The sequence below is a fragment of the Stenotrophomonas sp. GD03794 genome (assembly GCF_029842145.1).
Lineage (GTDB): Bacteria > Pseudomonadota > Gammaproteobacteria > Xanthomonadales > Xanthomonadaceae > Stenotrophomonas > Stenotrophomonas riyadhensis.
Genome location: NZ_JAOCFV010000048.1, coordinates 15,280 through 34,397 on the forward strand (window position 1 = coordinate 15,280; position 19,118 = coordinate 34,397).

The window sequence follows — 19,118 nt, forward strand, 5'->3', positions numbered from 1 at the left end:
CTTGCATTCCAGAGCCCGCCATGAGCCGCAAGCACGCCTTCCAGTTCCTCGACCTGCCCCGCACCATGCCGCAGCGCATCCCGGTGGAACTGCGCACGTCCGGCGACTGGGGCGAGCTGTACGGCAGGTTCGGCAAGGAGGACGCCCAGTACCAGGCCGGCCGCTGCCTGGACTGCGGCAACCCGTACTGCAGCTGGAAGTGCCCGGTGCACAACGCCATCCCCCAGTGGCTGCAGCTGGTGCAGGAGAACCGCATCCATGAGGCGGCCACGCTGTGCCACAGCACCAACCCGTTGCCGGAAGTGTGCGGCCGCGTGTGCCCGCAGGACCGCCTGTGCGAAGGCAGTTGCACGCTGGAGGAGTTCGGTGCGGTCACCATCGGCGCGGTGGAGAAGTACATCGTCGATACCGCACTGGCCAGTGGCTGGCGCCCGGACCTGGGCGCGGTACAGCCGACCGGCCACAGCGTGGCGGTGATCGGTGCGGGCCCGGCCGGGCTGGCCTGTGCCGACCGCCTGGCCCGCGCCGGCATCGCCGCCGTGGTCTATGACCGCTATGAGCAGATCGGCGGCCTGCTGCAGTTCGGCATTCCCAGCTTCAAGCTGGACAAGGACGTGATCCATCGCCGCCGCGAAGTGCTGGAGGGCATGGGCGTGCAGTTCCGCCTCGGCGTGGAGATCGGCCGTGACCTCAGCGTGCAGCAGTTGCTGGAGACCCACGATGCGGTGTTCGTCGGCACCGGCGCCTACCGCTACACCGACGGTGGCCTCGACGGCCAGGACCTGAAGGGCGTGCTGCCGGCCCTGCCGTTCCTGGTGCAGAACAGCCGCATCGTTGGCGGCGATGACCCGAAGGGTCGGCCGATTGCCGGCTGGGAAGACACCATCGCCCTGCCCGACCTCAACGGCAAGCGCGTGGTGGTGCTCGGTGGTGGTGATACCGGCATGGACTGCGTGCGCAGCGCGGTGCGCCTGGGCGCGGCCAAGGTCACCTGTGCCTATCGCCGCGACGAAGCCAACATGCCTGGCAGCGCGCGCGAAGTAGCCAATGCACGCGAGGAAGGCGTGCGCTTCCTGTTCAACCGCCAGCCACTGTCGATCGAAGCCGGCGCCGACGATGAAGTGATCGGCGTGACCGTGGTGGAAACCCGGCTGGGCGAGCCCGATGCCAATGGCCGCCAGAACGCGGTGCCGATCGACGGCAGTGAATCGCTGCTGGAGGCGGATGTGGTGATCATCGCCTTCGGCTTCTCGCCCAGCGTGCCGGCGTGGCTGGCCGAACTGGGCGTGGAAGGCCAGTCCAATGGCCGCATCGTGGCCGGTGGCAAGGACCGCCTGCCGTTCCAGACCGCGCATCCGCGCCTGTTCGCCGGTGGTGACGCGGTCCGCGGTGCCGACCTGGTGGTGACCGCCGTGGCCGAAGGCCGCGACGCCGCCGCCAGCATCGTGCGGCTACTGAGCCGCTGAATACGGCGCAAGCAGCACGGTCAACAGCGCACGCAGTTCCTGGGTTTCCACCGGCTTGGCCAGGAAGTGGTCGATACCGGCGGCACGACAGGCCTCGCGGGTGCGATCCAGCACGCTGGCAGTGAGGGCGATGATTGGCACCTGCGCACGCGTCGGGCAAGGGTCGGCGCGGATCGCCCGTGCCAGCGCGAAGCCGTCCATGTGCGGCATGTGGCAGTCGGTGATGACCAGGTCGAACGATTGCGCCTGCCAGGCCTCCAGGGCCTGCCGTCCATCCTCGCAGGCATGCACCTGCAGTCCCAGGTCGCACAGGCGCTGCTCCAGCAGGAGCAGGTTGGTGGGATGGTCATCGGCCACCAGTACCCGGGCCGGTGACAGCCGCCGCGTTGCCACGATCGGCAGAGGCAGTGGCTCCGCGGGCAACGCACAGGCAGCCAGCTCCAGCTCCATCCCTACCGTGGTGCCCTCGCCTGGCGTACTGCACAGCTGCAGGTCCGCGCCCATCGACTCGGCCAGCTCGCGGCAGATCGCCAGGCCCAGGCCGCTGCCGCCGAAGCGGCGCGTTGTGGATGCCTCGGCCTGGGTGTAAGCGGCAAACACGGCCTGCTGCCGTTCCGGACTGATGCCCACACCGCTGTCACTCACCTGCAGGCGCAGGCGCTGGCCGCCATCGAACGGCCGCAGCACCTGCACCCGCAGTTCCACGCCCCCGTGCTCGGTGAACTTGAGCGCGTTGCCGGCAAGGTTGAACAGGATCTGGCGCAGGCGCAGGCCGTCGGCAAGCGATCCGACCTGCAACGCCGGATCCAGCACGGCGCGCAGGTACAGGCCACGGCTGGCCGCCACCGGCATCAACAGCTGCTGCACCGCCCGCACCAGTGCCCCCAGGTCCGTGGGCCGCAGCTGCAGCGGTGCAACCTGCAATCGCTGGCTGTGCAGCACATCGTCGAGAATCTGCCGCAGCATCCGCGCTGCATCACCGACCGTCGCCAGCACCTGCTGCTGGCCCGGGTCCAGCGCGCTGCCGGCCAATCGTTCGAGCATGCCCAGCAGGGTGCTCATCGGCGTGCGGATCTCGTGGCTCATCGTGGCCAGGAAGTGGGTCTTGGCCTGCGCTGCCTGCTCGGCCTCCCGGCGCGCTTCGGCCAGTGCGCGGGTGCGCGACTGGGCTTCGCTGACGTCGATCCAGTAGCCACTCCATTCGACATCGCCGTCATCGCAGGACAGCGGCCGCCCATGTGAGCGCACCCAACGCCAGCCCTGTGGCGATCGCGTGCGGAAGGTGACGTCGATCGGGCCACGCGCCAGCGCGGCGGCATCGACCGCGTCCATCAGCCGATTGCGATCATCAGGGTGGACCGCTGCCAGCAGGCGCTGCTGGTCGATCAGTGCGGTTTCCACGCTGATCCCGAACAAGGTCTGCACGTCACCTGCAATCTGCGGAAAACTGTAATAGCCCGCGGCGGAGCGTCGTGCCTGGTAGACCACGGCAGGCAGATTCGAGGTTACCTCCTGCAGGCGTTGCGCGGCTACGCGGCGGCGCGCGCTTTCACGATGCACGCGCCAATAGCCGAAGGCGTATACCAATGCGAGCGCCAGCAGGATCAGCGAGGCCGGTACCAGCCAGCGCAAGGGTGACGATGGCGACTGGCTGCGTGGCACGGCCGGCAACCAGGCTGCACGGATCGCCTCGCGCTGCGAATCACTCAGCTGCGACACGGCGTGGTCGAACCCGCGGATGACATCGGCACAGGCGGGCACGGTGGCCAGCACCAGCGCGTCGTCGATTCCCGCCGGTGCCGCGACCACCAGCGGGTCTCCCTGGTAGCGGCGCAACGCGGCCTCGACCTCGCCGAGATTGGCGATCACCGCGTCGACCAGGCCGGTGCCCAGCAGCGACAGCGCGTGGTCCATCGGTGCGGGGGGCAGCAGTTGCGCACCGGGCGCCTGCTCGGCCAGCGGCGCAGCCAGCGGCAGTGGGTCGGGACTGGCCACGGTGCGCCCGCGCAGCGCCTCAAGTCCGATGACCGGTGGCGCATCCCGGCGCCGCACGATCACCTGCGGCAGCTGCAGGTAGGGCGCGCTGGCCACCCAGCCGACGGGCACCTGTGAACGTGGCCACCCCAGCAGTGCCTGGGTGCCGTGGGGCAATGCCCCCTCGGCCACCGCAACGCCCGGCAACGGCTGCATCTGCAGCGGACGCTGTGCTTCCAGCAGTGCCAGGTACCCTGCGCTGAGCCCACGCGCCTGGCCCTGCTCACTGGAGGACAACGGTGCGCGGTCGGCAGGCCACGCGATGCGCAGTGGCGACTCACAGCCAGCGGCGGCGGCAGTCGCAGGCAGCAGCAGGCAGGCCATGACCACAGCGGCAGGCAGGCCAGCGACGTTCACGATGGGCATCCTCATTTCGCGGGCGGAAGTACACGGCCGCGCAGCGGTACCGCTGCCTGCCACGCTAGCGACGTGTGGACAGGCCGCAATGAAGAAAGTTGTAAAAGCATCCGGAAAGGGGAATGCCGACATACACTGCCGCCTTCACCCGTATCAGCGGAGCTTTCGATGCGCATCGGCCTGGCTGCCAACCGTCTCCACCACCACGACGCGCGCGCCGCCCTGTTCCGCTGGCTGCGTGTCAGCGAACCCGGCCTGCGCGAACTGGGGGTGTCACTGCATGCGGTCGGGCGCACCCACGATGCGATCGAACGGCAGGGATTCCTGGCCGGCTATGGCGGCCTGCACCGCTATCCCTATGGCCGCGAGGGTGGCTTGATGAAACTGGTGGCCGAGGTGGTCGGGATGGGCCCGGAGCGGACACTGGATGGTGCGATCTATCTGATCGATCCGGTCGATCCGTCCTCGGTGTTTCCGGAAGCCACGGCATTGAAACGGCAGTGCGTGATCCACGGCAAGCCGTTCATTTCGACCGTGGCCACCGCACGCGACTGGGTGGAGGTGGAGCGCGTCCATGCCGGACTGGCTGCCGACGCTGGCGCCGACGACCTGCATGCGTTCGAAGGGCAGACGCTGGCGCTGATCGCGCACGATGCGATGAAGCCGGCGATGCTGGCCTTCGCCGACGAACACTTCGATGTGCTGGCACGGTTCGGCGAGCGCGTGGCCACCGGCACCACTGGCCAGCGCTTGAACGAACTGGCCTGGGGCCGCGGCTGGCCCAGTGATGCGCCGTGGGTGACGCGCTACCAGAGCGGCCCGATGGGGGGTGATGCGCAGATTGCCGACCGGGTGCTGGAGGGGCGTTGCCAGCGCGCGATCTTCTTCGAGGATCCACACGTGGCGCGCCAGCATGAGGCGGATATCCAGCTGCTGGAGCGCGCGGTGACGACGGTGACCGATCAGGCGGTGTGCATTACGGCGCCGCGGGTGGCGGCGCGGTGGGCGACGGCGGCGGCGTTGCGGGCGGGGTGAGGGTTTCGGCCAACGGCTGAGCCCCTCGTGGTGGGTGGGGCCTGCGCGGTCATGAGGTTGGCCGGGATGGGTGGAATTGCGGGGGACGCCGTGAACCCATCCATGGGGGCTTGGCCGCGGCATCCATGCCGCGGACACCCCCGCAATCCCACCCATCCCGTCCTTCGACAGTTTCCGGTGTGCCCACCACGGAAGAAAGAAAGAAGAGCAGGAGCGAAAGCGGGTCGCGCGCTGCGCGCGCTTTTGTAGAGCCGAGCCATGCTCGGCTGCTGTTGATCGCGAGGGCTGAATATCCGCGCTGCGCGCGTTAGCCGAGCATAGGCTCGGCTCTACAACAGCTGGCGGAGCATAGCTTTCAAGCGGCGCCCTTCGAGCTGGAAGTAATCGCGCTGTTCGCGCCAGGCGGGGAAGCGCTGTTCCACTTCGTGCCAGAACGCGGGTGAGTGATTCGGCTGGATCAGGTGGCAGAGTTCGTGCACCAGCACGTACTCGAACGCGGCCGAGCGGCCGAGCACGAGTGCCAGGTCCAGTGCCATGCTGCCATCCGGGGCCAGCGATCCCCATTGCGAGGACATCACCTTCAGGCGCAGGCGACTGGGTGCGCGCGGCAGGGTGGGCAGGTACTTCGGCAGCCAGCGGCCGACGTCGGCGCGGGTCTGTGCTTCGTAGAACTCGCGCAGCAGGCGACGCAGGGTGGCGTCACCACCACGGGTCGGCCACTGCACGCAGGCACCATGCGCGTCGATCTCCAGGCGCGCGTAGCGGCCTTCCTGCCAGCGCAGCGGCAACAGTTCGCCGCGCAGTGGCAGCACGCCGTCTTCGCCCGGCCGCAGCGGTGCCGGCAGGCCCTGGCCCTGGTACTGGCGCAGCTGCAATGCCAGCCAGTCGCGGTGCTGTTCCAGGAAGCGTTCGCCCATCACCAGGCTTGCGCGCGGTGGCAGGGTCAAGCGTGCGCCGCGTTCGTCCACGCTCAGCTTGATGCGGCGCGCACGTGGATCGCGCACGCGCAGTACCTCGATCTCGGCATCCTCCAGGCGCAGGCGAACGGTGTCGCGCTGTACGGTGGCGGGCGGGGTCGGGCTGATCAGGCGGCGCAGCAGACGGCTCATGCGCCCAGCATAGCGCCGCTTCGGGCCGCCGGATGACCGGCGGCCGTCGGGCTGCCTGTTCAGTCAGCCTTGCTGAGCTTGAAGGCTTCTTCCAGCAACAGGAACAGGCGGCGGATCTCGGCACTCTGCAGGGCGAAGCGGGCGTCGAATTCGGCGCGGCGGCCGTCTTCGTCGGCATGCTCCAGCTGGTCCAGGGCACCGTCGAGGAACTTCAGCTTGCGCACGATCAGGTCATCGCCGATCACGAAGGACAGGTTGTCCTCGAAGATCAGCGCCAGCTTGGTCACCTGCTTGCCGGCGTCCAGGTGCTTGTCGATCTCGTCGCAGCGCAGTTCCTGGTGCTGGCACTTGACCACCGCACCGCCCTCCACCGGGTCCTTCATCTCGCATTCTTCGCCCAGGCTCAGCCCGGTCGGCAGCGGCTCGCCGGCGATCCAGCCGGTCAGGATCGAACGCGGTGCGACTTCGGCGTTCAGCGGCATCGCCGGGAAGCTGCCGAGCAGGCCGCGGATGTCGGACATGAAGTACTCGCCGGTCTTGCGGCTGGAGGTATCCACCGCGACGTAGCCGTGCTGCAGGTCGATGAAGGCGTCGTTGCGCGAGGACTTCACGAAGGCACGCGGCAGCAGTTCATGCAGCAGGTCGTCCTTCATCCGCTTGCGTTCGCGGCCACCCGGGCGGCGGCCTTCCTTCTCCTCGATCTCCTCCAGCTTGCGCTCAAGCAGGTCGTTGACCACCGCCGCCGGCAGGATCTTGTCCTCGCCGCCCACGGTCAGCCACAGGTGTTCGGCGATGCGGTGGGAGAGCAGTTCCTTCTCCTCGCGGCCGAACGGCGAGATGAAGCCGCGCGAGTTCATTTCCAGCGCGCCGACCGGCTTCAGCAGGGCGTGCGGCAGCAGGGTATCGACTTCGGAAAAATCGGTGGTGGTCGGGAAACGGAAGAACGTCAGGTTGCGAAAGAACATGGAATTCCGGATGGCAAAGAGGAAGGGCGACGGACCTTAGACGGTGGGCGTCTCGGGATCTGCGTCGGCGTCGGCCGGGGAGCCGGCCAGCCAGGCATGGGCATCGGGCAGCGGCGCGTCGTCGCGACGGCCCAGCGCCATGAAGTCGAACAGGGTGGTGTCGGCCAGCTGCGAGGGCCGGACTTCGCCCATGGCACGCGCGATCTGCTCGATGCGGCCCGGGTGGTCCTTTTCCCACTGCTTCAGCATCAGGCCGACCTGGCGGCGCTGCAGGTTCTCCTGGCTGCCGCACAGGTTGCAGGGAATGATCGGGAACTGGCGTGCCTGTGCGTACTCGACGATGTCGCTTTCGCGCACGTAGGCCAGCGGCCGGATCACCACGTGTTTGCCATCATCGCTGCGCAGCTTCGGCGGCATGCCCGACAGCTTGGCGTGGTGGAACAGGTTCATGAAGAACGTGGCCACCATGTCGTCGCGGTGGTGGCCCAGCGCGATCTTGGTGAAGCCGTGGGTCTCGGCGTAGTTGTACAGCGCGCCACGACGCAGCCGCGAGCACAGCGAACACATGGTCTTGCCTTCCGGAATGACCCGGCTGACCACCGAATAGGTGTCCTGCTCGATGATGTGGTACGGCACGCCCAGGCCTGCCAGGTATTCCGGCAGTACGTGCTCGGGGAAGTCCGGCTGCTTCTGGTCCAGGTTCACCGCCACCAGCTCGAACGGCACCGGCGCCTTCTTCTGCAGCTGCAGCAGCACGTCCAGCAGGGTGTAGCTGTCCTTGCCGCCGGACAGGCAGACCATGACCTTGTCGCCGGCCTCGATCATGCCGAAGTCGGCAATCGCCTCGCCGACCTGGCGGCGCAGGCGCTTGGCCAGCTTGTGCTGCTCGCGCTCGGCCACGCGCGGATCGCGGACGGCACGCGGCTGGGGATCGGGAAGAGAAATCACGGCACTCATGGGTTCCATTCTAACGGCTCGGAGCCGCCCCGGCCGGGGGTCGGGATTCCCCTCTCCCGGCAGTCATCAACGCTGTGTATGCTCGGAGGCTGTGGACACCTACAGCCCCGCCGAGATCGTCGAGCACCTCGCCGCCCTGCGCGCCGAGCACCGCCTGCTGGATGAACAGATCACCCGCATGGCGGCCAATGGCGAGGATGAGCTGGAGTCCAAGCGCCTGAAGCGGCGCAAGCTGCAGCTGAAGGACTGCATCGCCAGGCTGGAAAGCCTGCAGATTCCCGACGAACCGGCCTAAAGACGGCCCTCGTGGGTGCCCTCCTTGGTTGGCCTACTGCTCTGGTAGGTGCCAACCTTGGTTGGCACGGCTGGAAGGTGTGGACCAAGGTCCACACCCACCGCATCGCCCGGCGCTGCTTTCAATCCTGCGGCGCAGGCTCGTCCGGGCGTGCCGCTTCCGGGCTGACCCGTTCGATGGTGTGGCGCAGCTCGCGGCCGAGGATGAACTTGGCGTCCTTGGCCCAGGCATCCAGGCGTTCGTCGAACAGCAGCTTGCTGTTCTCGTCCGGCCACACCAGGCGCAGCTCGCGCAGCTTCTGGATGAAGCCGCGGAACAGGGACTTGTCGAAGAACTCCGGTGCCGCCGGTGCATACAGCAGGCTCAGCCGCTGCGCGGCCTGCTGGCACAGGCTTTCCAGCTCGGCAGCGCCGAGCACGCCGGGGCCGTTCTTCACCAGCACCGAGATGGCGATGTAATAGCGCTCGAACGCCTGCTGCAGCGAATGGCCGATCGCACGCAGGCGGAATACCTCGTCGGTCTGCCCCGTATTGCGCGCGAGGATGCCGCCGTCGTCATCGTTGACGTTCTGCAGCAGGCCTTCGCGCACGAACACATCGATGGTCCGGTCGATGCGCTGGGCGAACTCGTCCTCGCTCCACGGCAGGAACAGCTCGGCCTGCAGGAACGGGTACACCGTACGGCCCAGCTGGACCAGGCCGGTGCGGCTCATGCGGCGGTTGTTCTGGAAGCAGCAGGCCACCCACGACGAGGCGGTGAACAGGTGCACCACGTTGTTGCGGAAGTAGCTGAGCAGCACCGCGGTATCGCCGCTGACGCTGAGCACGTCGCCCAGCGGGTGCTTGATGCGGGTGAGGACGTTGATTTCCTCGGCGTGGGCGATGATCCGCTCCGGCGAGTGCGGGGTCACCGTCACCCGGTCCGAATACGGCATCTCGACCAGCAGGGTCTTGCACAGCTCGATCTGCGCGATCAGGTCGGCCTCGCCCATCGCGTGCTTCGGCGTGGACAGCAGGGCCAGCGCCAGCAGGTTGATCGGGTTGACGTCGGCGGCGCCGTTGATACGCACCTGGATGCGTTCGGCCAGCGTATCCACCGTGGTCGACAGCCACGCCGGCTTCTCGTCCTCGGAGACTGCCTCGCCCTTCCACTCCGGCGCCTTCTCGGCCAGCACGTCGTTCAGTGCGATCGGTTCGCCGAAGTTCACCACCACCTGGCCGTAGTTCTGCTTGAGCACCTTGGGGATGCCCCACAGCAGCGACCAGATCGATTCCTTTTCCTTCGGCCGGCCGGACAGTTCGTCCAGGTAGCTGCCGCCCTCCATCAGCTTCTCGTAGCCGATGTAGATGGGCTGGAACAGCACCGGCTTGCGCGGCTGGCGCAGGAACGCGCGCAGCGTCATCGAGATCATGCCGCCCTTGGGCTGCAGCAATCGGCCGGTACGCGAGCGGCCGCCTTCGACGAAGTACTCCAGCGAGTAGCCACCGGCCACCAGCTGCGCGACGTATTCGCTGAGCACCGCCGAGTACAGCGCGTTGCCACGGATCGAGCGGCGGATGAAGAACGCACCGCCCTTGCGCAGCAGGGTGCCGACCACCGGCAGGTTCAGGTTGATGCCCGCCACGATGTGCGGCGGCACGATGCCACGGTCGTACAGCAGGTACGACAGCAGCAGGTAGTCCATGTGGCTGCGGTGGCTGGGCACGTAGACCACTTCATGGCCCGGCGCGGCGGCCTTGAACTTGTCCAGGTGGTGCACCAGCACGCCCGCATAGATGCGGTTCCACACGTGGCTGAGCATGAAGCTGGCCGAGCGCACCACCGGGCTGGAATAGTCCGCGGCGATTTCCCAGGCGTAGGCGTGCGCCTTCTTCCAGGCATCGGCCGGCTTCGAATTGTCGCGCTTGGCCTGTGCGGCGATCGCTTCGCGCACCGGTTCGGCCGCCAGCACCTGGTCGACCAGCAGGCGCCGCGTCGACAGGTCGGGGCCGATCACCGATTCACGGATGCGGCGGAAATGGGTACGCAGCACGCGCTGCAGCTTGCGCACCGTGCGCTCCGGCTCCAGGCCTTCGTCCACGGTGCTGCGCAGCGAGATCGGCGGGGCAAAGCGGACGATGGTGCTGCGGCCGTTGAGCAGCACCGCCAGCAGGCGGCGGAAGCGGCCGACCAGCGCCCAGTTTTCCGAGAACAGCACGGCGAACCAGCCGCTCTGCTTGTCCGGCGCGCGACCGACGAAGATCGACACCGGCACCAGGTGCACGTCCAGGTCATCGCGCACGCGATGGGCCTGCAGCACCTTGGCCAGCGAATCGGAGTGGGTCTTGGCGCCGCGCTGCTCGGGAATCAGCGAGTTGCTGGAGCTGCGCCGCGACAGCGCCAGGTAGGCGCGCTTGCGGCCGGTCGGGTCACCGGCCAGCGGCACCAGCGGCGACGGCAGGCCGGCCTGGCGGCAGGCCTTGTCCAGGATCAGCGCATTGGACAGGCCGTAGTCTTCCAGCACGTACATGACCGGGCGGCCATCGTTGTACTGGCCCGGGTCTTCCGGCTCGATCTTCAGCGACAGCCACGGCTCGACCAGGCGGCCGAGCAGCCGAGCCCACAGCGGGCGGCGGCCGGCCGGACGCGCGTGCGCGGGCGGCGGTACCGGGTTCGGGCCGGTACCGGTCGAGGGGGACGCCGGCACCGTATCGGCGGGCGTCGACTGGGATTCTTCGCCGGGGAACGGCAGCGGGTTCTGTTTCGACATCGGCGCCATTATGGCTTAGGCGGCAGTGTTGCCGCTTCCCCACCCTCGGGCGGGGTCTCGGCCGGTGCCGGCGCCGCTGCGGCACGGGCCGCGTCGGCCTTGCGCAGCAGGGCATCGGTGTCGGCCAGGGTGCGGGTCAGGTACCAATGGCCCTCGCGCCGGCTCAGCGGCAGCTGCAGGCTCATCTCGCGCCCCGCCAGATCGTAGTGCAGGCGCACCAGCGCGTTGTCGCCTTCCACCGACAGCAGCTCGCCCCGCACGCTGCGCAGCGCGTCATCCACGCCCAACCCGTAGCTGCCCAGCACCGCCTTGAGGGTGTGGATGAACGGCGCCAGCTGCTGCAGGCTGCCTTCCATGCCCGCGGCCTGCAGGCCGGCCTCGTCATCGAAGCCGACCTTGCCGGCGGCGCCCACCAGCGCGGCGATCGTGCTGCGTGCACGCGCACGGTCACTGATCGGCGCGCCCTGCGCCCAGCTGGCGAGGGTTTCGACCAGGGCGATGTAATGGGCCTGCTGGCCGGGCGTATAGCCCTTCTGGTGGCGCAGGTACTGCACGCCGAAGTTGCCCATCGACTGCGCGGCCTGGCGTACGGCGCTGGCCTGGCCAGCCAGCTGGCGATCGAAGCTGCGCTGCAGTTCGGCACCGGCATTGGGCTTGCGCAGTGCGGCCAGCATCGGCAGCAGCTGGTCGCCCAGTGGCAGTTCGGTCAGCGGCCACTGGCTGTGGCCCTCGGCCCAGGCCTGCTGCAGGCGCTGGTACTGGTTCGGCGGTACCGACAGCTTCGCGTAGCCGACCAGATCGTCTTCGGCCAGGCGCAGGGCCATCGCCTGCACCGCCGCAACCGGCTCGGCCGCCGGCTTGGCCGGATCGTTGACCGATTCACGGCAGGCGGCCACGGCCAGCAACAGCATGGCTGCCAGCCCCCATCCACGCGCAGACCTTCCTCGCACTGCCACGCTCATTCACTCGGACTCCCCGGACCGGTCCGCATCTTGCGGCCTGCGACGTGACAGCGGCAAGCCGGGACGTCACGGTTTCCGCGGTTGCTTGTGCAAGTCACTGATCGGAATAAAAAAAGAGCCGGGATCACGAGGATCACAGGCTCTTCAAGCCGGCGCAGGGCCGGTGGACAGTGTTGTGGCACATGTCCGGTCCGAGGACCGGATGGCGGCGATCCTACGCTGCCGCTCAAGTTAAGGCAATACTTCACGTAGTGTCATATAAATCATTGATTTTATTGGGTAGCCTGATGCCTTGCGCCGGGGCCATGAAATCTACGGCAGGTTTTGCGGCGATTCGGGCACAACCGGTCCTTCGGCGGATGCAAAAACGCCATCCCGCGCGGGTCGGGATGGCGTTCGGGCCTGCAGACTGCGCAGCGGAATCTCAGCGCGTAGCCAACGCCGACGCGATTTCCTGCTGGATGGCCCGGGCCGCAACCTGCGGATCGGCGGCCAGGCGGATCGGGCGACCGACCACGATGGCATCGGCGCCATCGGCAAAGGCCTGGGCTACGCCAACGGTACGCTTCTGGTCATCGCCGACCGGGCCGCCGGGGCGGATGCCCGGACAGACGATCGAGAACCCGGCGCCGGTAGCGGCGCGGATCGGGCCGGCTTCCTGCCCCGAGGCGATCACGCCATCGATGCCTGCGGCCTGGGCAGCCAGCGCGCGCTCAACCACAACGTCGACCGGTTCACGATCGATGCCCATCTGCGCCAGGTCCGGACGGCCCATCGAGGTCAGCACGGTCACCGCCAGCAGGCGCATGTCACCGCTGTTGGCGGCGGCGCAGGCTTCCATCATCGTCGGGTGCCAGCCGTGGATGGTGGCGTAGCTGACCGGCCACTGCGACAGGCGCTTGATCACCGCCGCGGCGGTGGCCGGAATGTCGAAGAACTTCAGGTCGACGAACACGCGCTTGTCGCGGCGGGCCAGCTCGTCCAGCACCTGGAAGTACTCGCCGGAGGCGAGCAGTTCCATGCCGATCTTGTAGAACGCCACGCTGTCGCCGAGGCGATCGACCCACTCCAGCGCCTGCACGCGATCAGGCACGTCCAGCGCGAAGATCAGGCGCTCGTCATCGCGCAGCGGCAGCGGCGCGCGGCTCACGGTGCGTAGTCCAGGGCGGCGCGCTTGGCGTCGTGGCGGGCCTGGCGCGACTGGCTGTAGTCGTTGTTGAACTGCGCCGGCTCGAAGCCGCCGTAGGTCGGGTTCGGCAGCATCCACCAGCGCTCGCCGAACCAGTCGTGGTACTGCTGCAGCAGGGCGTCACGGCCTTCATTGGTGTTGGCGGTCACTTCCACGAAGTCGCCCAGCTGGTCACCGAACTGCATCAGCACGCGGTACTTCTGCCCGGCCAGGCGGCGGCGGCAGTTCTTCTCGCTGCCGGCCTGCTCACAGCCTTCGACCACGGTACCCAGGCCCAGGAACACGCTGTCATCGGCCACCGGCAGGCCCTGCTCGCGCAGGTTGGCCAGGGTCGCGTCCTTCAGGTGCACGGCACGGTTGGAGATGTACAGCAGGGTCACGCCCTTGGCGTTGGCGGCCTTGGCGAAATCAACCACGCCCGGAATGGCCTTGGCCTTCTTTTCGGCCACCCACTGGTCCCAGGTCAGCTCGTCGTATTCCTTGCCGTCGCGGACCAGGCGCGCCTGGTAGGGCGAGTTGTCCAGCACGGTCTCATCCACGTCCAGCACCACGGCCGGCTTCAGGCCCTTGGCCTCGTTGCCGCGTTCTTCCGGCACCAGCGCATCCCAGTGGGCTTCCTTCAGCGCGGCATCCAGGTGGTCGGCGGCGGCACGGTAGGTCTGCTCGGTGATCGCCTTGTACTCCTGCGCACGCTGCATCCACAGCACCGCATTGAGGTTGTCGTTGGCAGTGGCATCGAGCGCGCCATCGGCCTTGGCAGCGGCGGCCGGGGCCTCCGGCGCAGTGGCTTCGGCAGTAGGCACATCCACGCGCTTGCAGGCGGACAGGCCCAGCGCCGCGGTGGCGAGCAGGGTCAGGGACAGGGAAACAGGACGACGCATGGATTCACCGGCAATCAGATATACCGGCGCATTTTACCGGCAAAGCCGGCCCGGGGACGGCTATGCTTGGCGGTTGACCCGTTGCCCTTCCGGAGGCCGCCATGACCGATTCCGTCCAGACCCCCGACGTCCCCCTGCTCGACGCCGTGCAGGCCCGCCTGCTGGGCTGTCTGGTGGAGAAGGAGGCGACCACCCCGGACACCTACCCGCTGACGGTCAACGCCGCCCAGTCGGCCGCCAACCAGAAGACCGCCCGCGAGCCGGTGATGAACGTCGACGCCGGGAGCGTGCAGCACGCGCTGCGCCAACTGGAGACACTGGGCCTGGCCCGCCAGCACTTCTCTTCGCGTGCCGACCGCTACGAGCACCGCCTGCAGGCTGCGCTGGACCTGACCCGGCAGCAGACCGTGCTGCTGGCGATGCTGCTGCTGCGTGGGCCGCAGACCCTGGGCGAACTGGTCACGCGCAGCGAGCGCCTGCACCGCTTCGCCGACGCCGACGAAGCCCGCCACGCCATCGAGCGCCTGCAGCAGCGCGCGCTGCTGGTGGTGTTGCCGCGCGCCAGCGGCCAGCGCGAAGACCGCTACATGCACCTGCTGTGCGGTGAAGTGGATGGCGCGGCGCTTGCGGCCAGGTACGCCAGCAGCGGCGGTGGCAGCGATGCGGCCGATCCAGGCCTGGCCGAGCGCGTGGCCCAGCTGGAAGCGGCCGTGGCCGAGCTGCAGGCGCAGCTGGCCGAACTGCGCGGTAACTGAGGCGCAGCCGCAGGGTAGTGCCGGCCACCGGCCGGCACCCCCTCGGGACCAATCCGCCCGGGACCGATCGGCGGTTCAGCAGCCTCCCACTCTCAGGAAGCCATCGCAGTTCGCAAGCGCGCGCACGCCCCATTCCTCCATCGTGTACTGATTGGTCAGCTGGCTGCCGTTGTTGCGCACACACCTGACATCGACGTAGCACTGCGTGCCGGGTCGTCCATCAATACGGTTGACATGGCAACTGCGGCTGGCTGATGACGCGTTCCACGCGCCCTGGCAGGCCTGCGTGCTCGAGTGCGGTGAAAGGTCACTCATCTGGGGAAGCGTGAACGCAGATGCAGACGCGGATACCACGCTCAACAGCATCGTCGTGACCAAAGGCATGAGCTTCATGAGAACTCCTGGAGTTTCCGGGTTTCGGGAATGACCACAGCGCTGCCCAACGCAGCAGGTGGGTCATCCTCATGAAACCCGGAAGCATCGGCGGCGAACCGGACGACTCGCCGGTTTATCGCCAAATGCAAGAATCCTCATTCGGCTTGTCCAGATGCGTCATGCCCCCCGATGGGTACCGCCACCGCACCCGGCGTGGCATACAGCCGGCTCGGGCTGTCCACGCCCGGCAGCTGGATCACCCCACGCTCCTCCATGCCCAGCCCCAGCAGGATCTTCCCGGACACCATATTGTCCAAGTCGGTAATGCCATACAGATCGTGCAGGCCCAGCTCCGCGCGCGCATAGGCAAACACCGCCCGCGCCGCCTCACCGGCGTAGCCCTGCCCGGCGAATTCCGACAGCACCGCATAGCCGATATCCGGCCCCGGCAGGCCATCCCGCCGCACCAGCCCGGCATTGCCCAGCCAGGCACCATCGGCCAGCCGCTCGATGGCATACATGCCATAGCCATGCAGCGCATAGGCCGGCAGTACCCGCATCGCCGCGTAGTCGCGCGCCTCCTGCTGCGTACGCACGCCTCGATCACCGATGAAGCGCACGAAGCCCGGATCATTCAACAGCGCCAGCATCGGCGCCGCATCGCGATCAGGTTCAATCGCACGCAGGCGCAGGCGTTCACTTTCGATGGGATGCACGCGCAGACCTCCAGCCGAAACCCCGATTCTGCCTCAGCCCCCGGCTGCTGCTGTTGCTTTTGATTTTCTTTTTTCTTTTCCGTGGCTGGCGCGCACGGAACCTGTCAGAGGCCGGGCGGGTGGGCTGGGCGGGACCGTCCGCGGCATGGGCCCGAGGCATGCCTCGGGCGGGTTGGGCAGGACGCCCAACCCCGGTCTTGCCGTGTGCGCAGGACAGCGCACACGAGCAAGCCGCGGCCGAGCCCCCAAGGACGGGTTTACGGCGTGTCCCGCCCAGCCCACCCGCCTGGCCCGCTCACGAATGCACTGCGGACGACGCCAGCCACGAGGGGCTGCGCCGTTCGCCGGTCAATCGAACAGCGCCTCGATCGCCGCCAGCCCCGCACTCGCCCGTTCCTTCTTGCGCACCGCATCCGCCACCGGATCGGCGCCATCACGCTGGATCTCCTCGGCCGGAATCTCCTCGAAGAACCGGCTCGGCTTCAGCCGCACGTGCTCGCCGAACTTGCGGGTCAGCTTGCTGTAGCTCATCCACAGCTGGATCTTGGCGCGGGTGATGCCCACGTACAGCAGGCGCCGCTCTTCCTGCAGGTTGCCCTCGTCCAGGCTGACCTGGTGCGGCAGCACGCCATCCTCGCAGCCGACGATGAACACGTACGGGAATTCCAGGCCCTTGGAAGCATGCATGGTCATCATGCGCACCTGGTTGCCGCCCTCGTCCTTGTCGCTGCGCGACAGCAGCGCCAGCTGGCCGGCCAGGTCGGCGGCGGTAGCACCACGTGGGCCACCCTCGAACCACTGCGCCAGTTCCTCGATGTTGTTGGCGCGACGCTGGTAGCTGGCCTCTTCCTTGGCCTGCTGGCGCAGCTCGCTGAGCAGGCCGGATTCCTTGGCGACCTTGCGGATCATGTCGCCGGAAGTGACCTGCCGGGTCTGTGCACGCAGGTCACGCAGGATGTCGGTGAAGCGCGCCAGGCTGTTGGCCGCGCGCGGCGGCAACTGCTGCAGGGCGCCGATCGCCTCGGCGGCCTGTGCCATCGGCATGTCCTTTTCCTGCGCCAGCTCGGCCAGCTTGGCCAGCGTGCCGGCACCGACGTCGCGCTTGGGCGACTGCACCGCACGCATGAACGCGGTGTCGTCGTCGGGGTTCACCAGCAGCCGCAACCAGGCCAGCGTGTCCTTCACTTCCTGGCGTTCCAGGAACATGGTGCCGCCGGTCAGGTGATACGGGATGCGCAGCAGCTGCATCGCCTTTTCCAGCGGGCGCGACTGGAAGTTGCCGCGGAACAGGATGCAGAAATCACTCCACGGCACATTGCGCGACTGCGCCACGAAGGCGATCTCGGCAGCGACCTTTTCCGCTTCGTGCTCGCTGTTGCGGCACTCCCACACGCGGATGCGCTCGCCGTCGGCCTGGTCGCTCCACAGCTTCTTCAGATGCTCGTGCGGATTGTTGGCGATCAGCGCATTGGCCGCGCGCAGCACGCGGTTGGAGCAGCGGTAGTTCTGCTCCAGCTTGATGATCTCCAGCGTGGGATAGTCGCGCCCCATCTGCTGCAGGTTTTCCGGATTGGCGCCGCGCCAGGCATAGATCGACTGGTCATCGTCACCCACGCAGGTGAAGTTGCCCTTGTCGCCGGCCAGCTGCTTGAGCAGCCGGTACTGCGCATCGTTGGTGTCCTGGCATTCGTCCACCAGCAGGTAGCCGATGCGCTCACGCCAGGCCAGCGCGATCTCCGGGTTCTCCTCCAGGATCTGCACCGGCAAACGGATCAGGTCGTCGAAGTCGACTGCATTGAACGCGGTCAACCGCAGCTGGTAACGCTCGTAGACGCTGGCCGCTTCCTTCTCGCGATTGCTGCGCGCGGCGGCCATCGCCTGTTCGGGCGACAGGCCGGCGTTCTTCGCGCGCGACACCAGGTTCTTCATGTCCTCGATGTCATCGGGCTTGGCCCCGTACATCAGGTCCTTGATCTGCGCGGCGGCATCGTCGGCATCGAAGATCGAGAAGCCGCGCTTGAGGCCCACCGCGGCGTGCTCGATCTGCAGGAACTTCAGGCCCAGCGCATGGAAGGTACAGATGGTCACCTCGTCGGCGTCCTGCTCGCGCAGGCGCTTGGCCACGCGCTCGCGCATTTCCTTGGCCGACTTGTTGGTGAAGGTGATCGCCGCGATGCGGCGCGCCGGATAGCGGCCGCAGCCGATCAGGTGGGCGATCTTTTCCACGATCACGCGCGTCTTGCCGCTGCCCGCGCCGGCGAGCACCAGCAACGGACCTTCGATGTGCAGGACGGCGGCGGCTTGGGGGGGATTGAGACCGTGCATGGGATGGGGATTGTAGCGGGGCCGGGTGACGACCACAGCCGGTCGCCGGTGGGGTTGCTGAACGGCTTCGGCGAAGCGGGGCTGCGGCGTACAATCCGTCGATGGCCAAGCTCTACTTCTACTATTCGGCAATGAATGCCGGCAAGACCACCACCCTGCTGCAGAGCGCCCACAACTACCGCGAGCGCGGCATGCGGGTGGCGATCCTGACCCCGCGCCTGGACGATCGTGCCGGCGCCGGCGTGGTCGCCTCGCGGATCGGCCTGCGTGCGGACGGCATGGCCTTCGACCGCGATACCGACCTGCAGCGCTGGGTCGAGCAGGATCTGGCAGCCAACGGCCCGATGGGCTGCGTGCTGGTGGACGAGGCGCAGTTCCTGACCCGCGCCCAGGTCTGGCAGCTCAGCGAAGTGGTCGACCAGCTGCGCATTCCGGTGTTGTGCTACGGCCTGCGCACCGACTTCCGCGGCGAGCTGTTCGAAGGCAGCCAGTACCTGCTGGCCTGGGCCGACGAGATGCAGGAGATCAAGACCATCTGCCACAGCGGCAAGAAGGCGACGATGACGGTGCGCGTGGACGAGCATGGGCACGCGGTGCAGGACGGCCCGCAGGTGGAGATCGGTGGCAACGACCGCTACGTGTCGGTCAGCCGCGCCGAGTTCAAGAAGATCACCCGCGGCGAAGGCCGGATCGATCCGGCGCAGGCGCCCCTGCCGCTGTAAAGGGTGTTCGGCAGGGCTGCGCCCTGCACCTGCCGAGGCCGGAGCCAGAGCCACGGCAAAAGCGGGCTATCCGTGGGATGGCGGGGCACTGTGGGTTTGCGGGGACGCCGTAAACCCGTCCATGGGGGCTTGGTCGCGGCATCCATGCCGCTCACACCCCGCAAACCCACAGTGCCCCACCTTCGACAGGTCCCCACGGCTGTTGGTAGGTGTCGACCTTGGTCGA

16 protein-coding genes are annotated in these 19,118 nt (G+C 67.8%); 5 read left to right on the top strand and 11 right to left on the bottom strand.

What is annotated here, in order from left to right:
* Positions 1–20 precede the first annotated feature (20 nt).
* Complete coding sequence (locus tag N5D91_RS19460; RefSeq protein ID WP_180855502.1) at positions 21–1,466, top strand: FAD-dependent oxidoreductase; 1,446 nt, start codon at positions 21–23, stop codon at positions 1,464–1,466.
* Here the strand turns inward: N5D91_RS19460 and N5D91_RS19465 are convergent.
* Positions 1,452–3,857 (bottom strand): ATP-binding protein, encoded by a 2,406-nt coding sequence (locus tag N5D91_RS19465; RefSeq protein WP_180855503.1) that lies wholly within the window; start codon positions 3,855–3,857, stop codon positions 1,452–1,454. The genes N5D91_RS19460 and N5D91_RS19465 overlap by 15 nt on opposite strands.
* Positions 3,858–4,025: 168 nt before the next feature.
* Here N5D91_RS19465 and N5D91_RS19470 point away from each other — a divergent pair, with 168 nt between their 5' ends.
* A complete protein-coding gene (locus N5D91_RS19470; protein WP_180846547.1) occupies positions 4,026–4,892 on the top strand; it encodes a methylglyoxal synthase in 867 nt (288 codons plus the stop codon).
* Positions 4,893–5,221: 329 nt separating this feature from the next.
* Here N5D91_RS19470 and N5D91_RS19475 read toward each other — a convergent pair whose 3' ends face one another.
* Genes N5D91_RS19475 through ttcA form a run of 3 tightly spaced genes read right to left on the bottom strand, consistent with a single transcriptional unit; the run spans position 5,222 to position 7,923 of the window.
* A complete protein-coding gene (locus N5D91_RS19475) occupies positions 5,222–6,001 on the bottom strand; it encodes a SprT family zinc-dependent metalloprotease (protein WP_110710658.1) in 780 nt (259 codons plus the stop codon).
* 59 nt (positions 6,002–6,060) lie between these two features.
* Positions 6,061–6,966: a recombination-associated protein RdgC gene (locus N5D91_RS19480; protein WP_005411825.1), complete on the bottom strand. Its 906-nt coding sequence runs from the start codon at positions 6,964–6,966 to the stop codon at positions 6,061–6,063.
* 36 nt (positions 6,967–7,002) lie between these two features.
* Positions 7,003–7,923 (bottom strand): tRNA 2-thiocytidine(32) synthetase TtcA, encoded by a 921-nt coding sequence (gene ttcA / locus N5D91_RS19485; protein ID WP_180846548.1) that lies wholly within the window; start codon positions 7,921–7,923, stop codon positions 7,003–7,005.
* Between the two features lie 91 nt (positions 7,924–8,014).
* Between ttcA and N5D91_RS19490 the strand changes: the two genes are divergently transcribed.
* Complete coding sequence (locus N5D91_RS19490; RefSeq protein ID WP_004153435.1) at positions 8,015–8,218, top strand: YdcH family protein; 204 nt, start codon at positions 8,015–8,017, stop codon at positions 8,216–8,218.
* Positions 8,219–8,339: 121 nt separating this feature from the next.
* Here N5D91_RS19490 and plsB read toward each other — a convergent pair whose 3' ends face one another.
* The 4 genes from plsB to N5D91_RS19510 all read right to left on the bottom strand — a co-directional run bounded on the left by plsB (position 8,340) and on the right by N5D91_RS19510 (position 13,999).
* Positions 8,340–10,976, bottom strand: coding sequence for a glycerol-3-phosphate 1-O-acyltransferase PlsB (plsB, locus tag N5D91_RS19495; RefSeq protein WP_032128690.1), 2,637 nt, complete (start codon positions 10,974–10,976; stop codon positions 8,340–8,342).
* Positions 10,976–11,929, bottom strand: a complete 954-nt coding sequence (locus N5D91_RS19500; protein ID WP_110710656.1) for a hypothetical protein — start codon at positions 11,927–11,929, stop codon at positions 10,976–10,978. Before N5D91_RS19500 ends, plsB begins: the two co-directional genes overlap by 1 nt.
* A gap of 424 nt (positions 11,930–12,353) precedes the next feature.
* A complete protein-coding gene (gene pyrF, locus N5D91_RS19505) occupies positions 12,354–13,079 on the bottom strand; it encodes an orotidine-5'-phosphate decarboxylase (protein ID WP_180855504.1) in 726 nt (241 codons plus the stop codon).
* Positions 13,076–13,999 carry a 5'-nucleotidase, lipoprotein e(P4) family gene (locus tag N5D91_RS19510; protein ID WP_180855505.1) on the bottom strand — a complete coding sequence of 308 codons (924 nt, stop codon included), beginning with the start codon at positions 13,997–13,999 and terminating at the stop codon, positions 13,076–13,078. Before N5D91_RS19510 ends, pyrF begins: the two co-directional genes overlap by 4 nt.
* Before the next feature lie 101 nt (positions 14,000–14,100).
* Here N5D91_RS19510 and N5D91_RS19515 point away from each other — a divergent pair, with 101 nt between their 5' ends.
* The gene (locus N5D91_RS19515; RefSeq protein ID WP_153856668.1) at positions 14,101–14,754 is read left to right on the top strand and encodes a DUF480 domain-containing protein; all 654 of its coding nucleotides are present in this window, start codon (positions 14,101–14,103) and stop codon (positions 14,752–14,754) included.
* 75 nt (positions 14,755–14,829) lie between these two features.
* Here N5D91_RS19515 and N5D91_RS19520 read toward each other — a convergent pair whose 3' ends face one another.
* From N5D91_RS19520 to N5D91_RS19530, 3 genes are all read right to left on the bottom strand, one after another.
* Positions 14,830–15,147: a hypothetical protein gene (locus N5D91_RS19520; protein WP_024958820.1), complete on the bottom strand. Its 318-nt coding sequence runs from the start codon at positions 15,145–15,147 to the stop codon at positions 14,830–14,832.
* 137 nt (positions 15,148–15,284) lie between these two features.
* On the bottom strand, positions 15,285–15,845 hold the full coding sequence (locus N5D91_RS19525) for a GNAT family N-acetyltransferase (protein ID WP_180855506.1): 561 nt from the start codon (positions 15,843–15,845) through the stop codon (positions 15,285–15,287).
* A 348-nt stretch (positions 15,846–16,193) separates the two neighbouring features.
* On the bottom strand, positions 16,194–18,170 hold the full coding sequence (locus N5D91_RS19530) for a UvrD-helicase domain-containing protein (RefSeq protein WP_110710649.1): 1,977 nt from the start codon (positions 18,168–18,170) through the stop codon (positions 16,194–16,196).
* A 101-nt stretch (positions 18,171–18,271) separates the two neighbouring features.
* Between N5D91_RS19530 and N5D91_RS19535 the strand changes: the two genes are divergently transcribed.
* The gene (locus N5D91_RS19535; protein ID WP_008264720.1) at positions 18,272–18,892 is read left to right on the top strand and encodes a thymidine kinase; all 621 of its coding nucleotides are present in this window, start codon (positions 18,272–18,274) and stop codon (positions 18,890–18,892) included.
* Positions 18,893–19,118 lie beyond the last annotated feature (226 nt).